Source organism: Pelagerythrobacter sp., assembly GCF_041912895.1.
GTDB lineage: Bacteria > Pseudomonadota > Alphaproteobacteria > Sphingomonadales > Sphingomonadaceae > Pelagerythrobacter.
On sequence record NZ_JAYSGI010000004.1, the window covers coordinates 1 to 24,015 of the forward strand.

The 24,015-nt window shown below is 64.9% G+C and carries 19 protein-coding genes and 1 pseudogene; 9 read left to right on the forward strand and 11 right to left on the reverse strand.

What is annotated here, in order from left to right; all coding sequences use genetic code 11:
- The first annotated feature begins 876 nt into the window (after positions 1-876).
- The 3 genes and pseudogenes from ACE3QC_RS12005 (at position 877) to ACE3QC_RS12015 (ending at position 1,941) form a co-directional block, all read left to right on the forward strand.
- On the forward strand, positions 877-1,167 hold the full coding sequence (locus tag ACE3QC_RS12005) for a hypothetical protein (protein WP_374408551.1): 291 nt from the start codon (positions 877-879) through the stop codon (positions 1,165-1,167).
- A 113-nt stretch (positions 1,168-1,280) separates the two neighbouring features.
- A pseudogene (locus ACE3QC_RS12010) lies at positions 1,281-1,560 on the forward strand (nucleotidyltransferase); the annotation flags it as partial.
- A gap of 63 nt (positions 1,561-1,623) precedes the next feature.
- A complete protein-coding gene (locus tag ACE3QC_RS12015; RefSeq protein ID WP_374408916.1) occupies positions 1,624-1,941 on the forward strand; it encodes a DUF736 domain-containing protein in 318 nt (105 codons plus the stop codon).
- 128 nt (positions 1,942-2,069) lie between these two features.
- Here the strand turns inward: ACE3QC_RS12015 and ACE3QC_RS12020 are convergent, their stop codons facing one another.
- Positions 2,070-3,797, reverse strand: coding sequence for an ABC transporter ATP-binding protein/permease (locus tag ACE3QC_RS12020; RefSeq protein WP_374408553.1), 1,728 nt, complete (start codon positions 3,795-3,797; stop codon positions 2,070-2,072).
- Positions 3,798-3,934: 137 nt separating this feature from the next.
- Between ACE3QC_RS12020 and ACE3QC_RS12025 the strand changes: the two genes are divergently transcribed.
- Entirely contained in the window at positions 3,935-4,810 is an 876-nt protein-coding gene (locus ACE3QC_RS12025) for a hypothetical protein (RefSeq protein WP_374408555.1), read from the forward strand.
- 5 nt (positions 4,811-4,815) lie between these two features.
- On the opposite strand, the gene ACE3QC_RS12030 is transcribed toward ACE3QC_RS12025, so the two are convergent.
- The 4 genes from ACE3QC_RS12030 to ACE3QC_RS12045 all read right to left on the reverse strand — a co-directional run bounded on the left by ACE3QC_RS12030 (position 4,816) and on the right by ACE3QC_RS12045 (position 7,303).
- Positions 4,816-5,343 carry a hypothetical protein gene (locus ACE3QC_RS12030; protein ID WP_374408556.1) on the reverse strand — a complete coding sequence of 176 codons (528 nt, stop codon included), beginning with the start codon at positions 5,341-5,343 and terminating at the stop codon, positions 4,816-4,818.
- Positions 5,340-5,864 carry a MauE/DoxX family redox-associated membrane protein gene (locus tag ACE3QC_RS12035; RefSeq protein WP_374408558.1) on the reverse strand — a complete coding sequence of 175 codons (525 nt, stop codon included), beginning with the start codon at positions 5,862-5,864 and terminating at the stop codon, positions 5,340-5,342. Before ACE3QC_RS12035 ends, ACE3QC_RS12030 begins: the two co-directional genes overlap by 4 nt.
- Positions 5,852-6,859, reverse strand: a complete 1,008-nt coding sequence (locus ACE3QC_RS12040; protein WP_374408560.1) for an MvdC/MvdD family ATP grasp protein — start codon at positions 6,857-6,859, stop codon at positions 5,852-5,854. Before ACE3QC_RS12040 ends, ACE3QC_RS12035 begins: the two co-directional genes overlap by 13 nt.
- Positions 6,860-7,147: 288 nt before the next feature.
- On the reverse strand, positions 7,148-7,303 hold the full coding sequence (locus tag ACE3QC_RS12045) for a hypothetical protein (RefSeq protein ID WP_374408562.1): 156 nt from the start codon (positions 7,301-7,303) through the stop codon (positions 7,148-7,150).
- A 178-nt stretch (positions 7,304-7,481) separates the two neighbouring features.
- Between ACE3QC_RS12045 and ACE3QC_RS12050 the strand changes: the two genes are divergently transcribed.
- Positions 7,482-7,703, forward strand: a complete 222-nt coding sequence (locus tag ACE3QC_RS12050; RefSeq protein ID WP_374408564.1) for a hypothetical protein — start codon at positions 7,482-7,484, stop codon at positions 7,701-7,703.
- A 48-nt stretch (positions 7,704-7,751) separates the two neighbouring features.
- On the opposite strand, the gene nagE is transcribed toward ACE3QC_RS12050, so the two are convergent.
- The 5 genes from nagE to ACE3QC_RS12075 all read right to left on the reverse strand — a co-directional run bounded on the left by nagE (position 7,752) and on the right by ACE3QC_RS12075 (position 15,386).
- Positions 7,752-9,458, reverse strand: a complete 1,707-nt coding sequence (gene nagE / locus ACE3QC_RS12055) for an N-acetylglucosamine-specific PTS transporter subunit IIBC (protein WP_374408566.1) — start codon at positions 9,456-9,458, stop codon at positions 7,752-7,754.
- Positions 9,455-11,962 (reverse strand): phosphoenolpyruvate--protein phosphotransferase, encoded by a 2,508-nt coding sequence (gene ptsP, locus ACE3QC_RS12060; RefSeq protein WP_374408567.1) that lies wholly within the window; start codon positions 11,960-11,962, stop codon positions 9,455-9,457. Before ptsP ends, nagE begins: the two co-directional genes overlap by 4 nt.
- A gap of 25 nt (positions 11,963-11,987) precedes the next feature.
- Positions 11,988-13,142, reverse strand: coding sequence for an N-acetylglucosamine-6-phosphate deacetylase (nagA, locus tag ACE3QC_RS12065; RefSeq protein WP_374408569.1), 1,155 nt, complete (start codon positions 13,140-13,142; stop codon positions 11,988-11,990).
- Positions 13,139-14,179: an SIS domain-containing protein gene (locus tag ACE3QC_RS12070; RefSeq protein WP_374408571.1), complete on the reverse strand. Its 1,041-nt coding sequence runs from the start codon at positions 14,177-14,179 to the stop codon at positions 13,139-13,141. The genes nagA and ACE3QC_RS12070 overlap by 4 nt, the downstream gene beginning before the upstream one ends.
- An 85-nt stretch (positions 14,180-14,264) precedes the next feature.
- On the reverse strand, positions 14,265-15,386 hold the full coding sequence (locus tag ACE3QC_RS12075) for an acyltransferase family protein (protein WP_374408573.1): 1,122 nt from the start codon (positions 15,384-15,386) through the stop codon (positions 14,265-14,267).
- Positions 15,387-15,517: 131 nt separating this feature from the next.
- On the opposite strand from ACE3QC_RS12075, the gene ACE3QC_RS12080 reads away from it, so the two are divergent.
- From ACE3QC_RS12080 to ACE3QC_RS12095, 4 genes are read left to right on the forward strand one after another with little or no spacing between them, the layout of a single operon-like run.
- The gene (locus ACE3QC_RS12080; protein ID WP_374408575.1) at positions 15,518-18,736 is read left to right on the forward strand and encodes a TonB-dependent receptor; all 3,219 of its coding nucleotides are present in this window, start codon (positions 15,518-15,520) and stop codon (positions 18,734-18,736) included.
- A gap of 48 nt (positions 18,737-18,784) precedes the next feature.
- Entirely contained in the window at positions 18,785-20,290 is a 1,506-nt protein-coding gene (locus tag ACE3QC_RS12085; RefSeq protein ID WP_374408577.1) for a tryptophan halogenase family protein, read from the forward strand.
- Positions 20,287-21,756: a tryptophan 7-halogenase gene (locus tag ACE3QC_RS12090; RefSeq protein WP_374408579.1), complete on the forward strand. Its 1,470-nt coding sequence runs from the start codon at positions 20,287-20,289 to the stop codon at positions 21,754-21,756. The genes ACE3QC_RS12085 and ACE3QC_RS12090 overlap by 4 nt, the downstream gene beginning before the upstream one ends.
- Entirely contained in the window at positions 21,753-23,267 is a 1,515-nt protein-coding gene (locus tag ACE3QC_RS12095; protein ID WP_374408581.1) for a tryptophan halogenase family protein, read from the forward strand. Before ACE3QC_RS12090 ends, ACE3QC_RS12095 begins: the two co-directional genes overlap by 4 nt.
- Here the strand turns inward: ACE3QC_RS12095 and ACE3QC_RS12100 are convergent.
- The gene (locus tag ACE3QC_RS12100) at positions 23,264-24,001 is read right to left on the reverse strand and encodes a GntR family transcriptional regulator (RefSeq protein ID WP_374408583.1); all 738 of its coding nucleotides are present in this window, start codon (positions 23,999-24,001) and stop codon (positions 23,264-23,266) included. The two genes, ACE3QC_RS12095 and ACE3QC_RS12100, sit on opposite strands and share 4 nt — an antisense overlap.
- Positions 24,002-24,015 lie beyond the last annotated feature (14 nt).

Below are 24,015 nucleotides of genomic sequence, written 5' to 3' on the forward strand. Positions count from 1 at the left end.
TGATCTGTGGCAATTGAGTAACACCTCAAAGCCAGTGCTGGCACATGGGGCCTGCGTCCTTCCCGGTCGAGGCGAAAACAAATTGCCCAGTTCTGCTTAATTTTGTTTTTTTTGTGACGACTATCATAGAATAGTGATAAATATCTTAAATACTTGCTGCATTTTTACAAAACGCACTTACGGCGCGAAAACTACAAGTCGTGATCGACGGTTTCGGGAGTTCTTTACGAGCCCTCCCTTCTTCCTTTTCCGCATCCTAGCCAGCGCTCAAGCGATCACTGGCGAATGCCCGCGCGAAATGCAGGAGATTGAGCATGACGCTGGAGCAACTGCTCGACAATCACCGTCGGGCTCAGGCCAACACCGCGTAGTGGATGGATTGGGCGGGCGCGAAACCTATTACAATCTGGTAGCCTATCACGCGAAACGCATCAGGGCTACGCGTCTCGATTCGAAGACGTAACTACTCGGACGGTAAATGTCGCACGGTGTAAGTCATCCCTGATTGGCAAGTGGCTCAGCTTCTTGCTGAAGCAAGTCAAGACACCGGCGTAGCTGCGGTTCAATGCGCATGTGGCTCACCAATTTTTCGATGGGACCGCAACGCGAGGTATACGCGTTACATCACCAAACCTTCGGTCGGACCGTATTCGACCAGCGCTCTTGAGCGCTCTTTTCACAATAGACGTTACAGAAGGGCGGTAGATGCTTCTGCCGCGAACAACACATGCATCGACAAGATCAGCGGCATAGGTGCTGCTCCACACACTCTCTTCGTTTCGGCAGCCGCAACCCGGCTCTGCCGCCAGCATGCGAAGCACCTATGCTCCCTCTGTCACGAGCGGACTTCAGACGCTTCGCCGCAGAGATGGTCGATTGAAAAACATCATCATTCCCGCGGCCATGCAGCGGCATTCCCGCACCAGCAGGAGAACTCTCGTGGACCTCAATCTAGAATATGCCGCTCACCAGCGTGCCATCATGGGCGCGCAATCCGCCGCCAACGACGATTTCCGTGCGGAGAAGCTCGAACAGGCGTCGCAAATTGCCGGAAGGATCAGCGTATTTCAGCAGCGCCTCGGAGTTGGAGCCGCCTGCGCATGGAGCAAGGCGGAGTTCGCGAAGCCGATTGCGATGTCGGCCAAGATGCCGAAACCTATCCTCTAGGGGCAACCTCTGCCATATCCCGTGAGAACAACCGGCTTTTCGAGTGGCTTGTCCGCATCTAAACCGTCACTCTCACGTCGTCGTCTCAGGGCGCCTGTGAGCTTGAGCGCGTCGTGAAGATCCTCTTTGAGGAATTCGCCGACGCGGCCGCGATCGCCACCTCCGCGTGGAAGAAACCGGCGCGCATTTTGAAGGCCATCATTTACGGCTCCTATACGCGCGGTTGCTGGGTCGACGAGCCGCACACCGCCAAGGGTTAACCGCCTCAACCGCGAGCTTGCGATTACGAAGACGCTTCGGACGCCGGTCAATTTCATCGTCCACACGCTGGGCGACACCGACCTGCCCGAGCCGCAGCCCAAGACTCCCGCGCACGCGCTGGTGATGGCGCGGCCGGCCCTTTCGGACGGCGTCGACGGGAACAGGTCCCGTTCGCACCAGAAGGAGTACAATCACATGCCTGCCATCGGATATGTCGCCCGGAGCGAGAAGGGCACCTTCACGGGCCAGCTCAAGACCCTCAGCATTTGGCCCGAGATCACCCTCACCCCCAACGCCCGCAAGGCCAGCGATGTCCCGCCCGACTACCGCGTCTACTCCGGCGACATCGAGATCGATGCAGGATGGAACCGGCGGTCCGAGACCAACGAATATGTCTCGCTTAGCCTCGCCGCTCCCGAGTTCGGGCCGCGCAGGCTCTATGCGAATCTCACCCGCACCGCCGGTGACGAACGCGACGATCGGTTCGTCATTCTCTGTAATCAGGCGGATTGATCAAGGCGTCCCGCAGCGCTCCGGCACCGCGGGCACGGAGCCGATACGGAACAGTTAGATAAATACGTCGAAGGCGGATCCGATCGACCGACAAGTGCTAGGCGGCCTTAGTGGGATTCAATCGGGAATCAGGTTTTAGCCTCTTCGTCGCGCAACTGTTGTCGCCACATCGCCGCGTAGACCCCATCCGCATCTATCAGGTCGGCGTGCTGACCCCGCTCGGCAATCCGACCTGACGACAACACCAGGATCTCGTCGGCGTCAACTATCGTTGAGAGGCGATGCGCTACGACAAGTGTGGTGCGCGCTTCCGAAAGCCGCTCGAGACTATCTTGAATATCGCGTTCGGTTTGCGTGTCGAGGGCACTGGTGGCTTCGTCGAAGATGAGAATCGGAGGCGCCTTGGCGACGACCCGAGCAATCGCCACGCGTTGCTTTTCGCCGCCTGAAAGCTTCAGGCCGCGTTCGCCAACAATGCTGGAATACCCGTCAGGAAGCCTAATTATCGCGTCGTGAACCTGCGCGGCTCGCGCGGCCGCTTCTACGTCGGCCGGCGCGAGGTTGCCCGCTCCGTAGGTGATATTGAAGGCCGCGGTTTCGTTGAACAGAACCGTGTCCTGCGGGACCACCCCTATCGCACGGTGCAAACTTCCTTGCGAAACCTCCCGCACATCTTGGTCATCGATGAGAATCCGGCCCCGACCAACATCGTAGAAGCGGAACAGCAGCCGTGCGATCGTCGATTTTCCGCTTCCGCTCGGGCCTACGATCGCCACCCGGCGACCGGGGGGGATTTCGAACGAAACGTCATCGAGAACCGGGTGTCTCGCGTCGTATGCGAACGAGACGTTCTCAAATTTTACGCGTCCACCCACGACGCTCAGTTCCGGCGCATCGGGCGCATCGCGAATGTCGGAAGGAACCGCGAGCAGATCCAGCATCGCCTCTGCATCCGTGTATGCTTGGCGAACGCCGCCGTAGACGTTCGCCAGGGCTTCAAGGGGCGCGTAGAGCTGCAGCAGGAACGCGTTGATCAGAACGAAATCCCCTACGCTCAGTCGACCTTCCGCCACATCGCGCGCCGCCGTGATGAGAACGAAAACCGCGCCCGCTGCGAGCACAGAGGCTTGAAGAATTCCGATCGTCACTTCGAGTATTTTGTGACGGATCGCAGATCGCTCGTACTTCCGGCGCGCCGTCTCGTAGCGATGAGCCTCGACCTCCTCAGCAGCAAAGTACTTTACCGTCTCGTAGTTGATCAGGCTGTCCATCATCGCGATGCTCGACTTCACATCGAGCGAATTGGTCTCGCGCCGCAATCGCACTTGATGGCGCGCACCAACGACCATCAGCGCAAGATACGAGAAGAAAGTGGCGAGCAACGCCAGTGCATAATCAACACTGTATCCGCTCGTCAGAATAACCATGACGGCGACAAGTTCGATGACGGTCGGAATTAATGTGAACAGGACGAGCTCGGCCAGATATTCGATAGAGACAGTGCCGCGCCCCACGACTTGCGCAATTCCTCCGCTCTTGCGGTCGAGATGAAAACGCAACGAAAGTGAATGGAGGTGACGAAAGACCTCCATCGCGGTCAGGCGGATCGCGCGTTGGGCCACACGTATAAAGGCAAGCTGCCGCAATTCGCCGACCGATTGCGTGACCAGTCGCGCCGCACCGAACGCAATCACAAGCAAGACTGGCACCGCAACCGGAGCCGGCGCCGACAATGTGTCGACTATGCTCTTGTAAAAGAACGGCGCGGCGAGCAGGACAACCTTTCCCGCCGCAACAAGCAGAAGCGAAGCAATGACCTGTAGGCGGATGCCGGGTGCCCCGCGCGGCCACAACATTTGGCCGTATCGTGACAGGATCTGGGGCGGGGAGGGCCGTAGAGGCGCGCGAAATTGGTCCGGCAAGCTCAGCTACCCGTTTTTGTATGTCGACTGTCGCGCGCTATGAACCGGCCGGTCGAGACGGGAGATTTCTGATGAGCCTTGTGCAAGCAATTACCGAGATCGAGGAGCACCGCAGAAGCCGGGTCGTCGTTGTCGCAGCGTCGAATCTCGATCTCGATCTGCTGCCGATGCTCTACGACGTTTTGGACGCGCGGGACGCTCGATCCCGGCTCGACATACTGCTTTACGTCAAGGGAGGGGCAGTGGATGCAGCGCGCCGGATAGGCATGCTGCTCGCAGACATGACCGAACATCTCGGCGCGATCGTACCCGATCGGTGCCAATCTTCGGGGACGATCGTAACCTTGGCCGCCGACGAGATCGTCGCTGGCCCTTGTGCGGTGTTTTCGCCTGTCGATCCGGCGCTGCAGGGGCCGGTTGGAGAGCTGACCGATGGACCGAGCTCGATCTCGACCGAAGATATACGGCGATTTACGGAAATGTGTCGGGAATGGTTCGGAAGGGACGACGAAAACGCTGGCGGCGACGCGATCGCGGCATTCACGAATGCGATATTTCCGCCGACCCTGACTGCTTTCTACCGAGCGGATCGTGAAGTCGAACAGATCTGCCGCGATCTCATCGGCCGACGCCGGCAATCTCTGGAGATGGCGACCGTCGACCGCATCATCGAGCGCCTCATGCACGGCTATCAATCGCACAGCTTCCCCTTGTCCGGTGTCGATTTGGCGGAACTTGGCCTGCCTGTGCTGCGCGACCACAGCACCGAAAGCAAAGCGTGGCGAATCGCAAACATGCTGCGCAAGACGATCGGTGGCGGGTTGCGCGAGGGCGTGGAGGACGACTGGTTCGATGCCTGCATTGCTACGCGCGAAACGTGTCAATTGCGCCGGACCGGGGCGAACAGGATGATGCCGCACTGGGAAGAAGGATCTATCGACGACTGAGGCCATTACAGCGGTTCACCCAGTTGAGCGACTAAGCTCCGCCAGTCTGCGTCCCCGATGAAACCGGTGGCCTGCACGATCATGTCGGCGGAGAGAAAAATATAGGCGGGTGAGGCGCGGCGGGGATTGAGCATGCCATAGGCAATGCGGTTCACATCGAGAAAATAACTTTCGAACGAAGCATCCTGACCCAGATCGGCCGCCTTCAACTGGTCGGCAGTAACGACCCACAATCGCAGACCTCGTTCCGCCGTCCGATTGGCGGCTGACGCCGCCTCGGGGGCAGCGATCAGACACTTGGGGCATCCCTTCGAAAGAAATATCAGCGCGAATGCGGTTGATCCCGCGTGGATGTCTATATTTGCCCCAGTTCGATCGGTCCCCGTAAAATTCTCCATTTGCACGCCGACTGGAAACAGCAAGTCTCCCGGCGTCGTCGAGACACGAGATCGTTGCAAAAAATAGGCTAGCAGTCCCAGATTAAGCGTCGTCGCGATCGAGACAAACGCTAGAATCGCCTGTGTATCGGTCAATGTGGCACCGCTTCGGATTGGCGCCCGGCTATCCGCGAAATCAGCAAGTGAGCGATCAATGCATAGAACCCGGCAGCCGCACTTGCGATCCACACTGCCGGATTGTCCGGAGGAACATAGGCTGCCCAGACGACCGCGCCTGTCGCCGCGATCATAGCTGGCCCGATCAGGCTTGCGACTGTGATCGCGCCATCGTTCGCTCCGAAGCAGCGGCAGGCCACAGCGTCGCCGCGCACTAGCACCATGAAAACCACTATCGCGAAGGTGATTGCACTGCACATCGCCAGCATCGCTCCCAGGCCGAGCCACCCGCTCGAGCCGGTGGCGAGACCCGCGCCTGTCCCAACCACAACGACCGCTTCGACACCCACGATGAACGCAGCGGTCGATCGTGCGGGCATGAACGGCGTCACTTCGGCGATCGCCGATGCAAAACCTTCAAAGTTCCGGAGTTTTGCTGCACTGGCCAAGCCGAAGCACGCTATGAGATATATGGCCGCGGCCGCCGTCAGGAAGGCCATGGCTGCCTTCCCTCGATCAGAACGTTTGCCACGCATTCGGTGATGCGCAGCGCCGGCGCGAGTTCCTCGACGAACACGAATTGTCCCACCGGATTGTTTTCGAGAAAGACATACTCTCCGTCAGGACGGGCGATAAGGTCGATCGCGCCGTAGGTGAGCCCATAACTGGTAACGAAATTCCGACAGTTGTCGGAGACCGATTTTGGCAGCTCGATCGGGTCGTAAGCTACCTCGGCGTCGAAGTGACGGAAATCGACACGAGTGCGGTCATTCGACTGCGAATCGATGCGGGCGGCGAAGACATGTCCGGCCACTACGGTTACGCGGACCTCGTAGGATTTGGGAATGTAATGCTGAAAGAGGCCCGGCAAGATCTCAATACTCTCGAGATCGAGATCGTTGGGCTCGACCATCGTGGTGTGCAGCCCGCCGGCGACCCGATCGCCCTCGGCCACATTTTCGGCAGCAAGGGTAGGGGTCGAGAGAGTCTTGTAAATCGCTCCGGAGTTCGCGTTCGCTATGAATGTGCGGGCTGCGCCAGGCTCGTTTGCGACGATGCTCGGCGGGACGATAAAGCCCATGCGGCGCGCGCGGACAAGCTGCTCGCATTTCCACCCTGCCGCTCGCAACGCCGTGGGATGGCTCATGAAGAAGCAATCGAGACTGTTGAGCCAGCCGAGCAGTAGGTGATTGGCTTCCCCATCGGCGAACGCCTTTTCTTGCGCCGATAGTTCTGCGGCGAACGTGAACTCCGCCGGCTTGCGCATCCATACCGACCGGATTTGCTCGACATCGATTGCCGCACCGGTGCACTGACAAACAATGTGCCCGCGCCAACCAGCTTCTCCCAGTGCCACGGCCAGGCGGTAATCGCGAGGAAACCGATCGAGGTCGATACGAAAGCAGGGTTCCTCACGCGTGGCAATCACAGCACCGACGCGATCGGCGTGAACGTCGCTGCTGTGCGTGACGATGAGAATCGTCGGTTTATTCAACTTTAGCTCGCCCGCCGATCAATAGGCACGATGATCGAAATGACGGCAATCAACAGAGAAACCCGGAGTCAGGGTCGAAAGGAGTTCCTGTGCGATAATCGCCTAGCGGCATGCCGGTGCACCCAGCCACGGCGGCTCCGTGCCGTGCATGCCAGCGATTCTCTCTGGCCGGCTGGCGTGCGGTTTCGCGCTTGGCGAGGCGAAAGGCAAAAGTGCTTGTAGTCATAGCGAAATGTCCTCAAATCGGATGGGTAGCCCCGGGATCGAAATCCCGGGACCCTAAGAACGTCAGCAATAAATGCCGGTATCGCCTTCGCGATAGTTCATGCGAATAACTTCGCTGCAACCGGCAATGGCTGGACCCTTGCGGGCCGCCCACTTGGTGTCGTCTGTCTTGCTGCGATCGGCCAGCCGAAAGGCGAAGGTTGTTTTCTCGCTCTTCATTGCATCTTCTCCAATATGACGCGGCGATATCGCACTGCCGCTTTATTAGCACCATTGAGACTCGGTGCTTTGGCAGCGTATACGGAAGATCAAATTCGCGCAAACTCTGAAAAAATAATGCAAATTTTTCCCGCAAGTAAGGTTTCCGCGGCTTACGCGATGGCGGCGTAGCTCCATCATGCTTAAGCTTTATTCGATGCCCACGCTGACAGCAGCGGACGACGTGAATTTCTATGGGGCACCATTTGTTTCCTTCATTCAGGCACGCCCGCCGACGTCGCTACTCGCCGCCGGCAATGTCAGCCTGACCGACAGCGCGCCCATTTCGCTCCGATCGAGCCCAAGCTCGCTCCTACGGCAGGCCCGCAGCTACTGGGTGAGCCTCGACGCCCGGGTCTGATGGTCCAGTGCGTCCGGGGCGTCGAGGTGCTCTGGACGGACGGCAGTGTTATTCAACGAGCAGGTGGCATGTTTGCGCGTCGATCCAGGCGATACCTTTCGTCTGCTCGGCAAGCTGCCGATCCTCGACCGCGTTCCGGTCTGCCAGCCGCACGCGCAAGCGGCCGTGCAGGCGGATGATCTCGACGATGTTATCCGCTCCGCCGAGGGCGCGGGACAGGGGCGCGGCCAGCGGTTGCGGAACGCCTGCAGGTGCGACGGGCGCGGCAGGGCGATCGGTGCGGTCGGCATCGGCCGGGCCATCGGCACCCATCGCGGTGCGGATTTCCTCCGCCACGAGATCGGCGATGGGGCCGAGAACGATCTGGGCCGCCTTGTCGGACGGGCGGATGATCCCGCGCGAGCCGAGCGCCGACAGTGCGGCCTCGTCGATCGCCTGCTGGTCGTTCACGATCAGCCGCAAGCGGGTGGTGCAGGCATCGACGCTGACGAGGTTTCCGGTGCCACCAAGTGCGGCGAGGAAGGCTGGGCCGCGCTCGCCAGCCGCCGCGGCCTGTCCGCCGGTATCAGCCTGCGCGCCGGGGGCGATTTTCTCGCGTCCCGGCGTCGGCAGGTCGAACCAGCGGATAAACAAGCGGAACAGCGCGTAATAGAGCAGCGCATAACCCGCGCCGACCGGCAGCAGCAGCCATGGCTTGGTCGCGAGGTTGAAGTTCAGAACGTAGTCGAACAGCCCCGCGGAAAAGCCGAAGCCGAGCTTCACGCCCAGCGCGTCCATCAGCGCCATGGACAGGCCGGTGAGCACCGCGTGGATCGCATAGAGCAGCGGCGCAACGAACATGAAGGTGAACTCGATCGGTTCGGTGACGCCGGTGAGAAAGCTGGTAAAGGCGAGGCTGCCCAGCATCCCGCCAACCGCCTTCCGCCGCTCAGGCCGCGCTTCGTGATACATCGCGAGGCAGGCGGCCGGCAGGCCGAACATCATGACCGGGAAGAACCCGGTCATGAAAGCGCCCGCCGCCGGGTCGCCCGCGAAGAACCGCCGCAGATCGCCCGTGGCGCCGGCGAAATCGCCGACCACGAACCATGCCACATTGTTGATGATGTGATGCAGGCCGGTGACGATCAGCAGCCGGTTGAAGGCGCCGTACACGAACAGGCCCGCCTGCCCGGAATCGACCACGGCGCGGCTTGCGCTGTCCATCGCCCCGCTGATGTGCGCGTAGCCATAGCCCATGATTGCCGCCAGCAGCAGCCCCGCCACACCGCTGGCGATCGGCACGAAGCGCCGCCCGCCGAAGAAGGCGAGATATTCGGGCAGGGCGATCGTGGCGAACCGGTTGTAGAAATTACCCCCGATCAGGCCGGAGAGGATGCCGATCGGCACCTCCAGCCGCGCGATCTGGGCCAGCGCCCAGTCGTTCGCGGCGAGCGCGGCGGCCGCCTCGGGCCAGCCCGCGCCCAGATCCGGCGGCGCGACGAGGAAAGTCTGCGCGCCGGTCGTCGCGACGAGATAGCAGGTGACGCCCGCCAGCGCCGCCGCGCCGTTGCCGTCGCGCGCGTATCCCACCGCGACGCCGATCGCGAACAGGATGCCGAGGTTATCGAAGATCGCCGCGCCCGCCGCGCTGATGAAGGCGATGTCGAGCAGGTCCGGCTGGCCGATGCGTAGCAACAGGCCCGCGATCGGCAGCACCGCGATGGGCAGCATCAGCGCCCGGCCGAGCGGCTGGAGTTTCTCGATCAGTCTCTTCACGACACGGTCTCCCTCGCTCCGGCCTGTGCGAACGCCTGCGCCAGCGCGCGGGTCTCCCGGGCCGATGCGCAGCGCAGCGCCTGCCCGGCGTGCTCTCGCGCGCTTTCCAGTTCCAGGTCGCGCACGATCTGCTTGGCCTCCGCCACGAAGCCCGGCACGCACGAAAGCTCCGTCACGCCAAGCCCGACGAGTATGGGTATCGCAGCCGGATCGGAGGCGAGGCCGCCGCAGACGCCGACCCATCGGCCGTGCGCGGCGGCGCGGCGGCAAGTCTCGGCGATCATCCGCAGCACCGCGGGGTGCATGGCGTCGACGCCATCGGCGGTGGCCGGATTGCCGCGGTCCATCGCCAGCACGTATTGCGTGAGATCGTTGGTGCCGATCGAGAGGAAATCGGCCTCGGCCGCCAGCAGATCGGCCGTGATCGCCGCCGCCGGGGTTTCGACCATCACCCCCAGTTCGACCGGCTCGGTGCGTCCGAGGTCACGGCACAGGCGATCGACGATCGCGCGCACGCGGCGCAATTCGTCGAGGCTGGCGACCATCGGCAGCATGATCCGGCATTGCCCGGCGGGTTCGACCCGCAGGATCGCGCGGATCTGCGTCTCGAGCAATTCGGGCCGGGCGAGCCCGACGCGGATACCCCGCAGGCCCAGCGCGGGGTTTTCCTCCGGCGCCATCGGAATGTAATCCGCAGGCTTGTCGCCGCCGATATCGAGCAGGCGGATAATGATCGGCTTTCCGGGCAACGCGTGCGCGATTGCCCGATAGCTCGCCAGCTGCTCGTCCTCGCTAGGCGCGGCGTCGCGGCCGAGGAACAGGAACTCGCTGCGCACGAGCCCGCTGCCTTCCGCGCCGTGCCGGGCGGCGAGGGCGGCATCGCCGGTGCTCGCGACGTTCGCATAGACGGCGATCCGCGTGCCGTCGGCGGTGCGGCCCTCCCGGTCGGCTGCGGCGTGGGCCGACGCGCGGCGGGCTTCTTCTTCCCGCGCGCGCCCATCGAAGGCGGCGCGTTCATCGGCATCAGGATCGATGGTGACGCAACCGAATCGCGCGTCGAACAACAGCGGCGTGCCGTCGCCGATATCGTGCAGCCGGTCGCCCAGCGCCACGATCGCGGGAATGCCGAGCCCGGCGCACAGGATCGCGACATGCGATGTTGGCCCGCCGCCCGCCAACGCGATCCCGGCGGGCCGCGCATCGGCGAGCGCGACGACATGCGAAGGCAGCAGTTCGTCCGCGACGACGATCGAGCCTGTGGGAATGCCGCCCACCGCAGCCGATTCGCCGGACAGCGCGGCGAGCACCTGCCGCTCCAGATCGAGGAAATCGTCGGCTCGCTGCGCGGTGCGGACATTGCCCGACCGGCGCAATTGCTCGGTCTGCCGCCGTGTGGCTTCGTGCCAGGCGATCCCGGCGCTTTTGCCATCGCCGATCGCGGCCTCGGCGTCCTCGATCAGCGCCGGGTCGTCGAGCAGCGCCAGATGCGCATCCATGATCGCCGCCACGTCGTCAGCGGCGGAACCTGTGCGGGCCGCAAGGCGATCGCGGACCTGTGCGCGGGCGGCGGAGAGGGCGGCGCGCTCATGCCGAGGCCCGGCGCTCGCCGCGCTCGGCTCGATCGCCGCCAATGCCAGGCGAACCGCCGGGCCTGTCGCAAGCCCGGGTGAGGCGACGATGCCGCCGATCTGGTTGGGGGCGAGTGTCGCCGCATCGGCCGCCGGCGCGGGCGCGGATGCGGCGTGCTGGCCTTCGCCCATGTCGCTTTCAAGCAGCGCCACCATCGCGGCAAGCGCAGCCTTGGCATCCGGTCCGCTGGCATGGACGGTCACGGTGTTCCCGAACCCGGTGCCGAGCCCGAGCAGCGCCGCCGTGCTGCGCGCATCGGCCCGCCGTTCACCGAGTGCGAGCCGGATATCGGATTCGAAATCGCGCGCGCACTTGGCGATCCGCGCTGCCGGCCGGGCGTGGATACCGTGCGGCAGCCGCAACGTGACGTCCTGCCGGATTTCCGGCCCGTCGATGGCCGCTCGTGGGCTGCCGGAAACGAGCGGCTCGACCGTCATCAGTGCCTCGCAAGCGAACAGCGAGGTGTCGACTGAACGCCGGGAGATCGCGAAGCTTTCGGCGTTGGTGACGAGCACCGGCGTAATCAGGCTGGGCGCCGCGAGAGCCACGGCATCGAGATCGAAGCGGAGCAATTCCTCGCCGCGTGACACAACGGCACCTACGGACACCGAAGGGGTGAAGCCATGCCCCTTCAGCGCCACCGTGTCGATGCCGACATGAATGAGCAGTTCCACCCCTTCGGCGCTGCGGAGAGTGATCGCGTGCGAGGAATCGTGGAGCGCGATCACGGTGCCGTCGAACGGGGCCACGATCGTGCCTTCCAGCGGGTGGATCGCCACACCGTCGCCCATCATCCGGTCGGCGAAAACGGGGTCCGGCACGCTTTCCAGTGGAACGACCCAGCCCTTTACCGGCGCGGTCACGATCAGGCTCATCGGCGGCGTTCCCCTCTTTTCTCCGTCAGGCTGCCAGGCTGGCGGCGGTATCGACCTCGATCCCGCCGATCCAGGTGCCGCGCGGCTGCAGGTCGGCGTCGAGCCATACCCAGTCGGCGCGTTGCCCGGCGGCGATGCTGCCATGCGTGGCCTCGAGGCCGAGGAAGTTCGCCGGCGTGGCACTGGCCATCGCGGCGACGGCGGGCAGCGGCATTCCGGTGATTGCGGCGGTGTTGCGCACCGCCGATGCCATATCGAGATGCGATCCGGCCAGCGTGCCGTCCTCGAACCGGCAGATGCCGTCGCGGACTTCGATCCGCTTGCCCTGCAGGGTGAATTCGCCGTCGCGCGTTCCCACGCTCGGCATCGCATCGGTCACCAGCATGATCCGATCCGCACCCTTCGCCCTGATCGCGAGGCGGACGACCGCCGGATGCAGGTGGACGTCGTCGACGATCAAGCCGCAATAGCAGTCCGAATCGAACGCCGCGCCGACCATGCCCGGCTTCCGGTGATGGAGCGGGGACATGGCGTTGAACAGGTGAGTGAAGCCGCGCAGGCCCGCCGCGATCGTCGCCTGCGCCACGTCGTATGCGGCATTGCTGTGCCCGGCGGCGACGATCACGCTGCGTTCGGTCAATGCCGCCACGTCTTCCGGCCGGCACAGTTCGGGGGCGAGCGTGAGCATGACCTTGCCCAGGCGCGGGCGCGACAGGAGCGCGAGCATGTCCGCATCCAGCGCGCGGATGCGCTGCGCCTCGTGGATGCCGCGCTTGGCCTCGCTGATGAACGGCCCTTCGACATGGATGCCCACCACGCCCGGAACGCCGCGCTCTATCGCCGCGTCGACGGCATCGAGCGCGTCGGCGATCCGGGCCGGGGTATCGCTGATCAGCGTGGGCAGGAACGATGTCGTCCCGAAGCGGGCGTGGGCCGCGCCGATGGCGGCGATCGAATCCACGTCGACGTGATCGTTGAACAGCACGCCGCCGCCGCCGTTGACCTGCGTGTCGATGAAGCCGGGCAGCAGCCATCCGCCTTTCAGGTCGACGATCCGGTCCGGCACGGTGCGCGAAGGGGGGGCAACTGCACCCACCATGCCACCCGACACGTCCATATCGACAGCATCCGCCATCGCAGCGGCGAGGGCGATCCGCCCCCCTTGAAAGCGAACGATCATACGGTCCTGGTAACCTTGTTGAGGTGCGGCGGCGAATCGGGATCGCACCCGCGCGCGAGCCCGAGCGTGTTCGCCATCCGGTAGAACGCTTGCACCATGAGGATCGGTTCGAGCGCCGGATGCGCCGCGATCGCGGGAAGATCGGCATGGTCTGCGTCAGGGTCGGCCAGCAGCACGTTTGCGCCGCGATCGCGAAACTCCTCCGCCACTTCACGCACGCTGCGCGCGGCCGGGTCGCTGCCGCCGAAAGCGAGGACGTGGAAGGCATCGCCCACGATCGCCATCGGGCCGTGGCGCACTTCGGCGGCGCTGAAGCATTCCGCATGGAGCGCGCAGGTTTCCTTGAATTTCAGCGCGGCTTCCTGCGCGATGCCGAGGCCGTAGCCGCGGCCGAGCACGAACAGGCTGCGCGCTCCGGCAAGTGCCGGCACGGCCGCCGACCAGTCGAGCGCGAACGCCCGGTCGAGATGGTCCGGCAGGTCCCCGAGGGCAGCCTCGAGCGCATCGTCGCGCGACCATGCGGCGACCAGCGCCGCGATCGCGGCGAGCGAGGCGATGTAGGACTTGGTCGCCGCCACCGAACGCTCCGCACCGGCGCTCAGCGCGACGACGGCATCGGCCATCTCGCCCAGCGGCGAGCTTTCGGCATTCACCAGCGCGACCACGAAGGCGCCCGCGTCGCGCTGCTGCTGCACCGCCGCGAGCAGGTCCGGGCTCCTGCCCGACTGCGATATCGCGAGGCACAGGCGATCGCCCGGAGCAGCCGCGGCGCGGTAGATCGAAGCGATGGACAGCGCGGCCGAGGCTGTCGGGATGCCAAGCCCCGTCTCAATCAGGTACTTGGCGTAAGTCGCCGCATGGTCCGACGATCCGCGGCCGCACGTCACCACTGCGGCCGGCGGGTGTCGCCGAAGCCTGTCGGCGATGGCGCGGAAGGTGCCGGCGTTCGCCGCTAGCATGCGGCGCACCGCCGCTGCCGCCTCGCCGGCTTCGCCCGCCATCAGCGTGGCTTCGCGCGCGGCGGCTGATGTCGGCATTCGCGATGACCCCCGTTTCTCGATCCGTCCAGTATTGGTTCTATATAGGTTATATCAAAGGAGCAAGACGTATCATCCCCTGCGATCAAATCTTTATGATCCATCCCTTCCGGCGCAGCCATTCCATCGCGGCCCAGATCAGCGCCATGTAGATCGCGACGGGTATCAGCGATGCGATCGGGTTGCCGAGCGCGGGGCGCAATGCGGTGAACGGCACCAGCAGCGCATCCCAGCCGACCATGCCGGCCGTTACCTGATGCAAGGTGTAGGCCGCGATCGCATTGGCCCCGAAGGCCAGCATGGCGGTTGCCAGCCAGCCGGGCCGGCGCCCTTCGCGATCGAGCGCGTGATGGAGCACCGCCAGCGCGGCGATCGTCACCCCGCTGGTCACCAGCACGAACGAGCTGGACCAGATGTCCTTCACCACCGGGAAGATCAGCCCCCAGGCGATGCCGGCAACCGTAAGCGCCGCGCCGATCATCGCCAGCGCGCGCGTCCGGCGGCCTTCGCCGCGGATCATCAATTCGCCCACGGCGACGCCGATCAGGCCCTGCGCGATGGCGGGCAGCGTGCTGAGGATGCCCTCGGGATCGTAGCCTTCCGGCCCCGGGACATAACGATGCGGCCCGAGGATGGCGCGGTCGACCGAAGCGATGAAGTTCTGCCCTCGCACCCAGATATCGGTGGCCGTGCCGTCCAGCGAGGGCAGCAGCGCGAGCGGCCAGTACGCGAGCAGGATCGCTGCGGCCAGGGCCATGCGTACACGCGGCCCGCACGCCAGGAACAGCAGGGCGCAGACGCCATAGACGAGGCCGATTCGCTGGAGCACGCCCATCAGCCGCCAGTCGCCGGCTTCGAAGCTGGCCAGCCAGTAGAGGTTGCTCAACAGGAAGCCGAGGATCAGCAGGCGTGCGGTGCGCCCGAGTATCCGGCGGGTCGCCGGCCACCCCGGCTCGGCCGTGCGCAGCGAATAGGGAATCGCGATCCCGACCATCGTGAGAAAGCCCGGAAAGACGAGGTCCGCCAGCGTCAGCCCATCCCAGCTCACATGGAGCAGGATCGGCGCGACATCCGCCTGTGCGGCCCATGTCATCGCGGCTGCGGAATTGACCAGGATCATCCCGGCAACCGTCAATCCGCGCAATACGTCCAGCGATATCAACCGCACGGGCAGCCCCTCCCTCGTTCCGTTTCCCTGCTCGATCATCGCCATTCCGGGCGTAACAAATTTGCCATGGACAGCTTCGAGAATTTGTAGTTTATTGGTAATAGTCCAATGATGCAATTGGTCATATAAAGTCACAAGCGAGGGATCCGGCAGACGGACGGGGGAATGAAATGATCGACCGCACTGGCAGCACTTTCGAAATCCGCCACGCTCTTCTGGGAGGTATTTCCGCCGTCGCCCTGACGTGTGCGCTCGCTCCGGCGGCATACGCGCAGGATAGCGAGGAGCCGGAGAGCCAGGACGAGGGATCGTCCAGCGAGATCGTCGTCACCGGCGTCCGGCTGAACCTCGAGACCGCGCAGGCGCGCAAGCGCAACGCGGATACCGTCGTCGATTCGATCACCGCGGAAGATATCGGTTCCTTTCCCGACAAGTCGGTGGCCGAGGCGCTGCAGCGCGTGCCGGGCGTCACCGTGGTCCGCTTCGCCGGCACGGACGACACCTCGCACTTCTCCGCCGAACCCTCGGGCGTCATCATTCGCGGGCTCAATCAGGTCCGCTCCGAATTCAACGGGCGCGATACCTTCAGCGCCAATTCCTCGCGCGGGTTGAGCTGGCAGGACGTCTCGCCCGAGCTGCTGTCGGGCGTCGATACCTACAAGAACCAGACGGCCGACCTGATCGAGGGCGGGATCGCGGGCACGGTGAACCTGCGCACCCGCGTTCCGTTCGACAGCGACGGGCGGCTGATCTCGATTTCGATCAAGAACACCTACGGCGACATCGCGAAGCGCTCGACGCCCGAGATTTCCGGCATCATCTCCGATCGCTGGGAGACCGGGATCGGCGAATTCGGTCTGCTGCTGAACGGCGCCTATTCGCGCGCGATCACCGCCAGCCAGGGCGTGCAGTACGAGCGGATGGGCATTTTCCAGGACGTGTTCGCGCCGGGAACGCAATACATCCCGAGCGGCATCTTCATGCGCGACAACGAATACGACCGTAAACGCTACGGCATCGCGGGCGCCGCACAATGGCAGTCGAACGACGGCACGATGCAGCTGACCGCGCAGTACCTGCGCTCGCAATACGACAACAGCTGGCGCGAACATGCGATCTTCTCGAGCGCGTTCAGCGTCTACGGCCAGCCGAGCGACTATGTCGTCACCGATCCCACGCTGGTCAATCCGCTGGAGGGTACCGACCCGTTCCAGTTCGACGAGGACGGGAATTTCCTGTCCGGCTGGTGGTCCGCGCCCCGGCCCTATGTCGGCGAAGGCGACGACAATTTAGGGCTCGGCGTGAACGAGGATGGCGAGGCGTTCTTCAACCGCTGCTACGCGTGGGAAGGGTGCACCAATCCCCAGCGCGCGCCGCAGCTCGACACCGCCGCGAACGCGCTGAAGAACAAGCAGATCACGCAGGATTTCGGCCTGAACTTCCGCTGGGACGTGACCGACCGCCTGCGCGCGACGTTCGACGCGCAATACGTCGATGCCAGCGTGAACAACTACAACGCCTCGGTCACCGCGCGCACGTTCGCCAATACGTTCGTGGATCTCACCGGCGAATATCCGCGCCTCCAGATCGAGCCGACCGAAGCCGACAACATCAATCTTTCGTCGGGCGGCGTCATCAACCCGAACAACTATCACTACTACGCGATCACCGATCACACCGAGGACAGCGAAGGCGAGGAAGTCGCCTTCCGCGGCGATCTCGAATACGATGTCGACTCCGGCTGGCTCGATGCGATCAAGGTCGGCGCCCGCTATGCGGACCGCGACCAGACGATCCGCTGGGGCGCCTACAACTGGGCGAACATCTCGAACAACTGGACATATACCCAGGCGCCCTATTTCAACATCGACAGCCCGGCCTACGCGCCCGGCACCAACCGGCCGTTCAGCTTCGGCAACGACTTCTTCGCCGGCGACCAGATCAACCAGTATACGTTCCCGTTCTTCAACATGGACCTGTTGCAGAATCGCGAGACGCTGGGCGCCGCGCTGGGCCGGCCTTCGATCGGCGTGGGTGAATATTACCCCGTGTGTTCGGGCGAGGGCTATCGCGCCGGAGAGATCGTGGCGGACGAATTCGGCTGCTACCTGCCGGGCGAAATCCACGAGGTGAGCGAACGAACGGTCGCGACTTATGCGATGGCGCGGTTCGGCGGACCCGGGCTGGCGCTGGGCGACGTGGGAGTGTCGGGCAATGTCGGCGTCAGGCTCGTCTGGACGCGCGATCGCACCAACGGATCGATCACCTATCCGACCCCGTTCACCGAGAACCAGTTGAGCTGCGAACGCGGCACCGATCCGACGACCGGCCTGCCCACGGCCACGCCGGGCTGTGTCATCACGGCGGACGAGATCGCGTTCAACACCGGCGAGTTCGTGGCCGGAAACACCAGTATCGACCACTTCCACGCGCTGCCCAGCTTCAACATCAAGTTCGACCTGACCGACAAGCTGGTATCGCGCTTCGCCTATTCGCGCGCCATGTCGCGTCCCGATTTCGGGCTGTTGCGCAACTACGTGGTGGTCAACCGGCTGAGCCCCAATCTCAACGACCGGTCCGATCCGAACATCACCTTCGACGAAGATGGCAACGCGGTCGCCTACGACTGGCAATATACCGCACAGGCGGGCAACCCCGGTCTCAAGCCGATCACCGCCGATCAGTTCGACCTCACGATGGAATACTATTTCGCACCGGCCGGGTCGTTCACCGTGACGGGATTCTACAAGAAATTCCACGACTACATCCAGTCGGGCGCATTCACGCTGTCGACCACGAACAACGGGGTGACGGAGGATGTGCGCATCATCCGCCCGGTCAACGGTGACGGCGCCAACATCTACGGCGCGGAGGTCGCGTTCCAGACGTTCTTCGACTTCCTGCCGTCCCCGTTCGACGGTTTCGGGGTGCAGGCGAACTACACTTACGTCCACAACGACGGCATCCAGAGTGTCGGATTGACCAGCCAGACCGCCGGCGTGTCTGCGGGCGGCGGGCTCTCGCTCGACGATTCCACCGTGCAGGCCAACGCGCTCGAGGGTATCTCGAAGCACAGCTACAACCTCGTCGGGCTGTACGAAAAGGGGCGGGTCTCGGCGCGCGTCGCCTACAACTGGCGCTCCGAATTCCTCGTCACCGCCATCGATTCCGTGATCGGCTTCCCGATGTGGCAGGAGGATACCGGCTATCTCGATGCCTCGGTGCGCTTGCGTGTTTCCGAGGAGCTGGAATTCATCGTGGAAGGCACCAACCTGCTCAACACCGATACCGTCCTGTTGCAGCAGGTCGATGGCGACGGCACGCTGAAACCCGCATCGTGGTTCCGCAACGACCGCCGGTTCCAGCTCGGCGCGCGGCTGACGTTCTGATCGGCTCCGCAGGCTGGCGCGGGGGCTGCCGCGTGCTAGGTGCAGCATATGGCTGAACCGATCGAGCTCGTGATCGTGGGCGGCGGCACCGCCGGATGGATGTGTGCCGCCGCCTGCGCAGCGAAGCTCGACCGGCGGCACTACCGCGTGCGTCTGGTCGAATCGGAGGAAATCGGCACGGTCGGCGTCGGCGAAGCCACGCTGCCGCAGATGAAGGATTTCAACGACTTCCTCGGCCTCGACGAAGTCGCGTTCATGCAGGCGACCCAGGCCAGCTTCAAGCTGGGCATCGAATTCGTCGACTGGGGCAGCCGGGGCGAGCGATATATCCATCCCTTCGGCACCTTCGGACGGCCGATCGGCGAGGCGGATTTCTTCAGCTACTGGGTCCGCGCGCACCATGATGGCACCGCGGCGCCGCTGCCGGATTACTGCTTCCCGATCGCGGCGGCCTGGCGCAACCGCTTCATGCTGCCCGGTCGCCGGCCGGACGAAATCGGCAGCGCGTTTTCCTACGCCTATCACCTCGATGCCTTTCTCTACGCCCGCTCTCTGCGCCGCTGGGCCGAAGCGCGCGGGATCGAGCGGGTCGAGGGCCGGATCGTCGAGGTGGAGCAGGCGAGCGAAACGGGCGCGGTCGATGCAGTGAAGCTGGCATCGGGCGAGCGCGTCGCGGGGGACCTGTTCGTCGACTGCTCGGGCTTTCGTTCGCTCCTGCTCGGCCAGACGCTGGGCGTCGAACTGGAAGACTGGTCGCAGTGGTTGCTGTGCGACAGCGCGGTGGCAGTGCCGTCCGTCCGCTCGGACGACTTCACCCCCTACACCCGCGCGACGCGGCGGCCCGCGGGGTGGCAGTGGCGCATCCCTCTCCAGCACCGCACCGGCAACGGCTACGTGTTCTCCCGCGCCGACCTGTCCGACGACGAGGCGGCCGCGGCGCTGCTGGCCAACCTCGACGGCGAGGCATTGGCGGAGCCGCGCGTCCTGCGCTTCACCCCCGGCAAACGCAGGCGAGCCTGGCACGGCAACGTGATCGCCATGGGGCTGGCGGGCGGTTTCCTCGAGCCGCTCGAATCGACCAGCATCTATCTCGTCCAGATGGCGATCATGCAGATGCTGACGCTGCTGCCTGCCGAACCTTCGATCGATCCAGCCCTGCGCAACGAATTCAACCGGGTGATGGACGTCGAATACGATCGCATCCGCGATTTCCTGATCCTCCATTACATCGCCAACGAACCCGACAGCGCTTTCTGGCAACGGGCATGCGCGGTGGACGTGCCGGCCTCGCTGCACGACAAGATCGAACGCTTCCGGCACCGGGGCTATGTCCAGGCTTACCGCGACGGGCTGTTCGGCCCGCCGAGCTGGCAGGCGGTGCTGGTCGGCCAGGGGATCGTGCCGCGCCGCGCCGACCGGCTGGCCGACGTGCTGCCCGGCGACGTGCTGCAACGAAGGCTCACGGAACTGGCGAGAACGATCGCGCAAGCCGTTGAGGCCACGCCTTCGCACGAGAGGTTCGTCGCCGACTATTGCCCGGCGCCCGCGCCATGAACGGTGCGGTGCGGCAGGTTGTGGTCCACGGGGGCGGGATCGCGGCGCCGATGGCGGCGCTGGCCCTCGCGCGCGCTTTCGGGCGTGTCGGGACCGCGGTGACATGGATCGATACGGGGGACGAGGCCTCGCCGCACGAGGCGCTGATCGCCCCGCCCGAGCTTGCCGCCTTCCACCGCCTCCTTGGCATAGCGGATGAAGCGCTGGTGCGTAGAGCCAGCGGCACGATCGCCATGGGGCAGCAGTTCGTCGGCTGGTCGGGCGGCGCGGGCGATTTCCTCCATGCCTACGGCGATGCCGGCAGATCGTATGCCTCGCTCCCATTCATCCAGCACTGGGCGCGCGCGCGACAGGCGGGTCTAAAGGTCGCGCTGGAGGATTTCTGTTTGGCGGCGGCGGCGGCGCGGCAGGGTCGGACGCGGGTCAGGAAGCCGCCCGACGCGCAGCCGGCGGTTAAGCACGGCTGGCACCTGCACGCCGCGGCCTACGCCGGTTTGCTCCGTACCGCCTGCGAGCGCGAGGGTGTGCGGATCGTGGCGGGGCCATGCGCGGCCAGTGAAGCCGCAGACGGCCACCTGCGGGCGATCACGGTGGATGGCGGCGAACGGCTGGAAGCCGAACTGTTCATCGATGCCGATGGCGCGCTGGCCGATGCCGCCGGTGGGCCCGATGCGATATCGGCCCCGCCGTCCTGCGACCGGCTGCTGCGCGCGAGCGGGCCGGCTCTCGATCCGATGCCGCTCTACAGCCGCATCGCCGCGCATGGCGCCGGATGGATGGCGGTGATCCCACTGCGCGACCGCACGGCGTATGAGTTCGTCTATTCCTCGCCGCATATGGACGACGACGAGGCGCGCCACGAGTTCGGCGCGATGTCGGGCGGACCCATGCGGGTGGCGGAGGTGCCTGAGACGCTGGCGATGCGCCACCGGCCCGCACCGTGGCAGGGGAACGTGGTGGCGATCGGTCGGGCTGCGGGACTGCCGGTGCCGCTCGACGGGGCCGACATGCTGCTGCTCCAGCTCGCCATTGCGCAACTGGTGCTGCTGTGGCCGATCGATGCGGCCGCGATGCCCGAAGCGGATATCTACAACGAGGAGATGGCAGGCAGCCGGACGCACCTGGGGGAATTCACCGCGCTGCATTTCCGCCTTGCCGATCGCGCGGGGGAACCCTTCTGGGAGGCTGCCCGCGCGCGGGAAATCTCCCCCGAGCTGGCGGCCCGGATCGACCTGTTCGCCGCGCGCGGCATAGTCGCCCAGTTCAGCCACGAGGCGTTGGTGGAAGACAGCTGGTCGCTGTGCCTCACCGGCCACGGGATCGTACCGCGCAGCTTCGATCCGCAGGCGCTGGCGGTCGACGAACAGGCACTGATCGCCGAATTCCAGCGCCAGCTGCGCGGCGTAGCGGACGCGGTGAACGCCATGCCGACCCATGCCGAGGTGCTACGCGGAATCGCCGGATGAGCGTGCCGGGCCCGAAGATCCGCCGCATCGTCATCGTCGGTGGCGGCACGGCGGGCTGGATGACCGCCGCGGCGTTGGCCCGCGCCCTTTCCGGTCAGGGGGCTGGAGCGAGACACGAGATAACGCTGATCGAATCCGAGGCGATCGGCACCGTCGGGGTGGGCGAGGCGACCGTGCCGCCGATCCACGAGTTCAATCGCTACCTCGGTCTCGATCCCGCCGAACTGCTGCAGGCGACGCGGGGCACGATCAAGCTCGGCATCGAATTCGAGGGCTGGGGCGGCGCGGGCCAGCGCTATTTCCACCCGTTCGGCTATCTCGGCACCGAAATGGGCGGCATCCATTTCCACCACTACTGGCTGCGGCATCTGGCCGCCGGCGGCGACCCCGACCACGGCCCCTACAACCTGCCGACGATGGCCGCTCGCGAAGGGCGGTTCGCACCCGCGACATCGGCCGGCCCGGTGCACCACGCAGTGCATTTCGATGCCTCTGCCTATGCCAAGGTACTGCGCGGGCTGGCGGAAGCAAAAGGCGCGCAACGGATCGAAGGCAAGGTCGCCGATGTGGCCCTGCGCGGGGACGACGGGCATATCGAAGCCGTGACGATGGAGGACGGCCGCCGCATCGCGGGTGACCTGTTCGTCGATTGCTCGGGTTTTCGCGGGCTGTTGATCGAACAGGCGCTCGAGACCGGCTATCACGAGTGGAGCCGCTGGCTGCCGTGCGACGCCGCGATCGCGCTGCCCGCCCGGCGTGACACCGATCCGCCGCCCTATACCCGCTCGACCGCGTGCGAGAGCGGATGGCGCTGGCGCATTCCGCTGCAGCACCGCGACGGCAATGGCTACGTCTATTCGCGCGCCCATCTGGACGACGATGCTGCGGAAGCGGCGCTGCGCCCACACCTGCCCGGCGAGCCGCTGGCGGAGGCGAACCGGCTGCGCTTCACCGCCGGGCACCGCAAGGTGATCTGGAACCGGAATTGCATCGCGATCGGCCTGGCGGGCGGGTTCATCGAGCCGCTGGAATCGACCTCGATCCACCTGATCCAGACCACCGTGATCCGCCTGCTGTCATTGCTGCCGCGCGACGGAATCGACCCGGCCGTGGTCGCGCGCTTCAATCGCGACGCGGTGCACGAATACGAAACGATCCGGGATTTCGTGATCGCGCACTATGCCACCGCGGGGCGGCGCGACACGCCGTTCTGGCGCGATGTCGCCGCCGCCGGAATGCCCGACAACCTGCGCGAGCGGATCGAGGCGTTTCGCGCGACCGGCAATATCCTGTTCGAACCGGGCGACCTGTTCGGCCCGACCAACTGGTTCTGCGTGCTCACGGGGCAGGGCGTGCGCCCGGAAAGCTGGCACCCCATCGCCGACGGACTGACCGGCGAAGAACTCGCTAGCCGGTTCGCCCGATTGCGCGAAGCCATAGCGAAGCAACTGGCGCAATTGCCGCCGCATGCGCGGTTCCTGCGCGAGAGCGGGGCGGCTCCCGGTGTCTAGCCGTTGAGTTCGGCCACCACGTCGTAGGTATCGCCGCGATAGAAGCTCTGCGTCACTTCCGCCGTCCGCCCGTCGGCCAGAAAGCCACGCCGCTCTATCAGCAGGCCGGGGGCGCCGGCTTCGACTGCCAGCACTTCGGCTTGTTCAGGCGTGAAGGCGATCGCGCGCAGCCGCTGGAGCGCGCGCACGGGCAGGTGCCCGGCTTTCTCCAGCGCCTCGTATAGCGAAGCGCCGACCGCTTCGGTCGAAGGCAGGCAATAGGCCGGGATCGTCGCGTATTCGAGCGCCATCGAGATATCGTCGGCAAAGCGGATGCGGTGAAAACGATAGACGAGCGAGCCGGGGGAAAGGCCCAGCGACAGCGCTTCTTCCGGGGTCACGGACCCCGCCGTCTTGCTCACCCACTCGCTACGCGGCGTGAAGCCGCGCGACAGCATGTCCTGCGAAAACGAGGTCAGTTTTGAAAAGCTTTTCTCGACGCGGGGCCGGGTGACGAAAGTGCCCGCGCCGCGCCGGCGGGAGACGATCCCCTCGCTCACCAGCCCGTCCACCGCCTTGCGCACGGTGATGCGCGAGACGCCGAATTCCTCGGCCAGATCGCGCTCGGTCGGGATCGCTTCCTCGGCCTGCACGACCTGCCGCTCGATCGCGTTGCGCAGCAGTTGCTGCAACTGGAGGTAGAGTGGGGTGGGCTCGTTCTTCTGGAGCGGCCCCACACGTTCGATCAGCGACACCGGTGCAAGCTCCA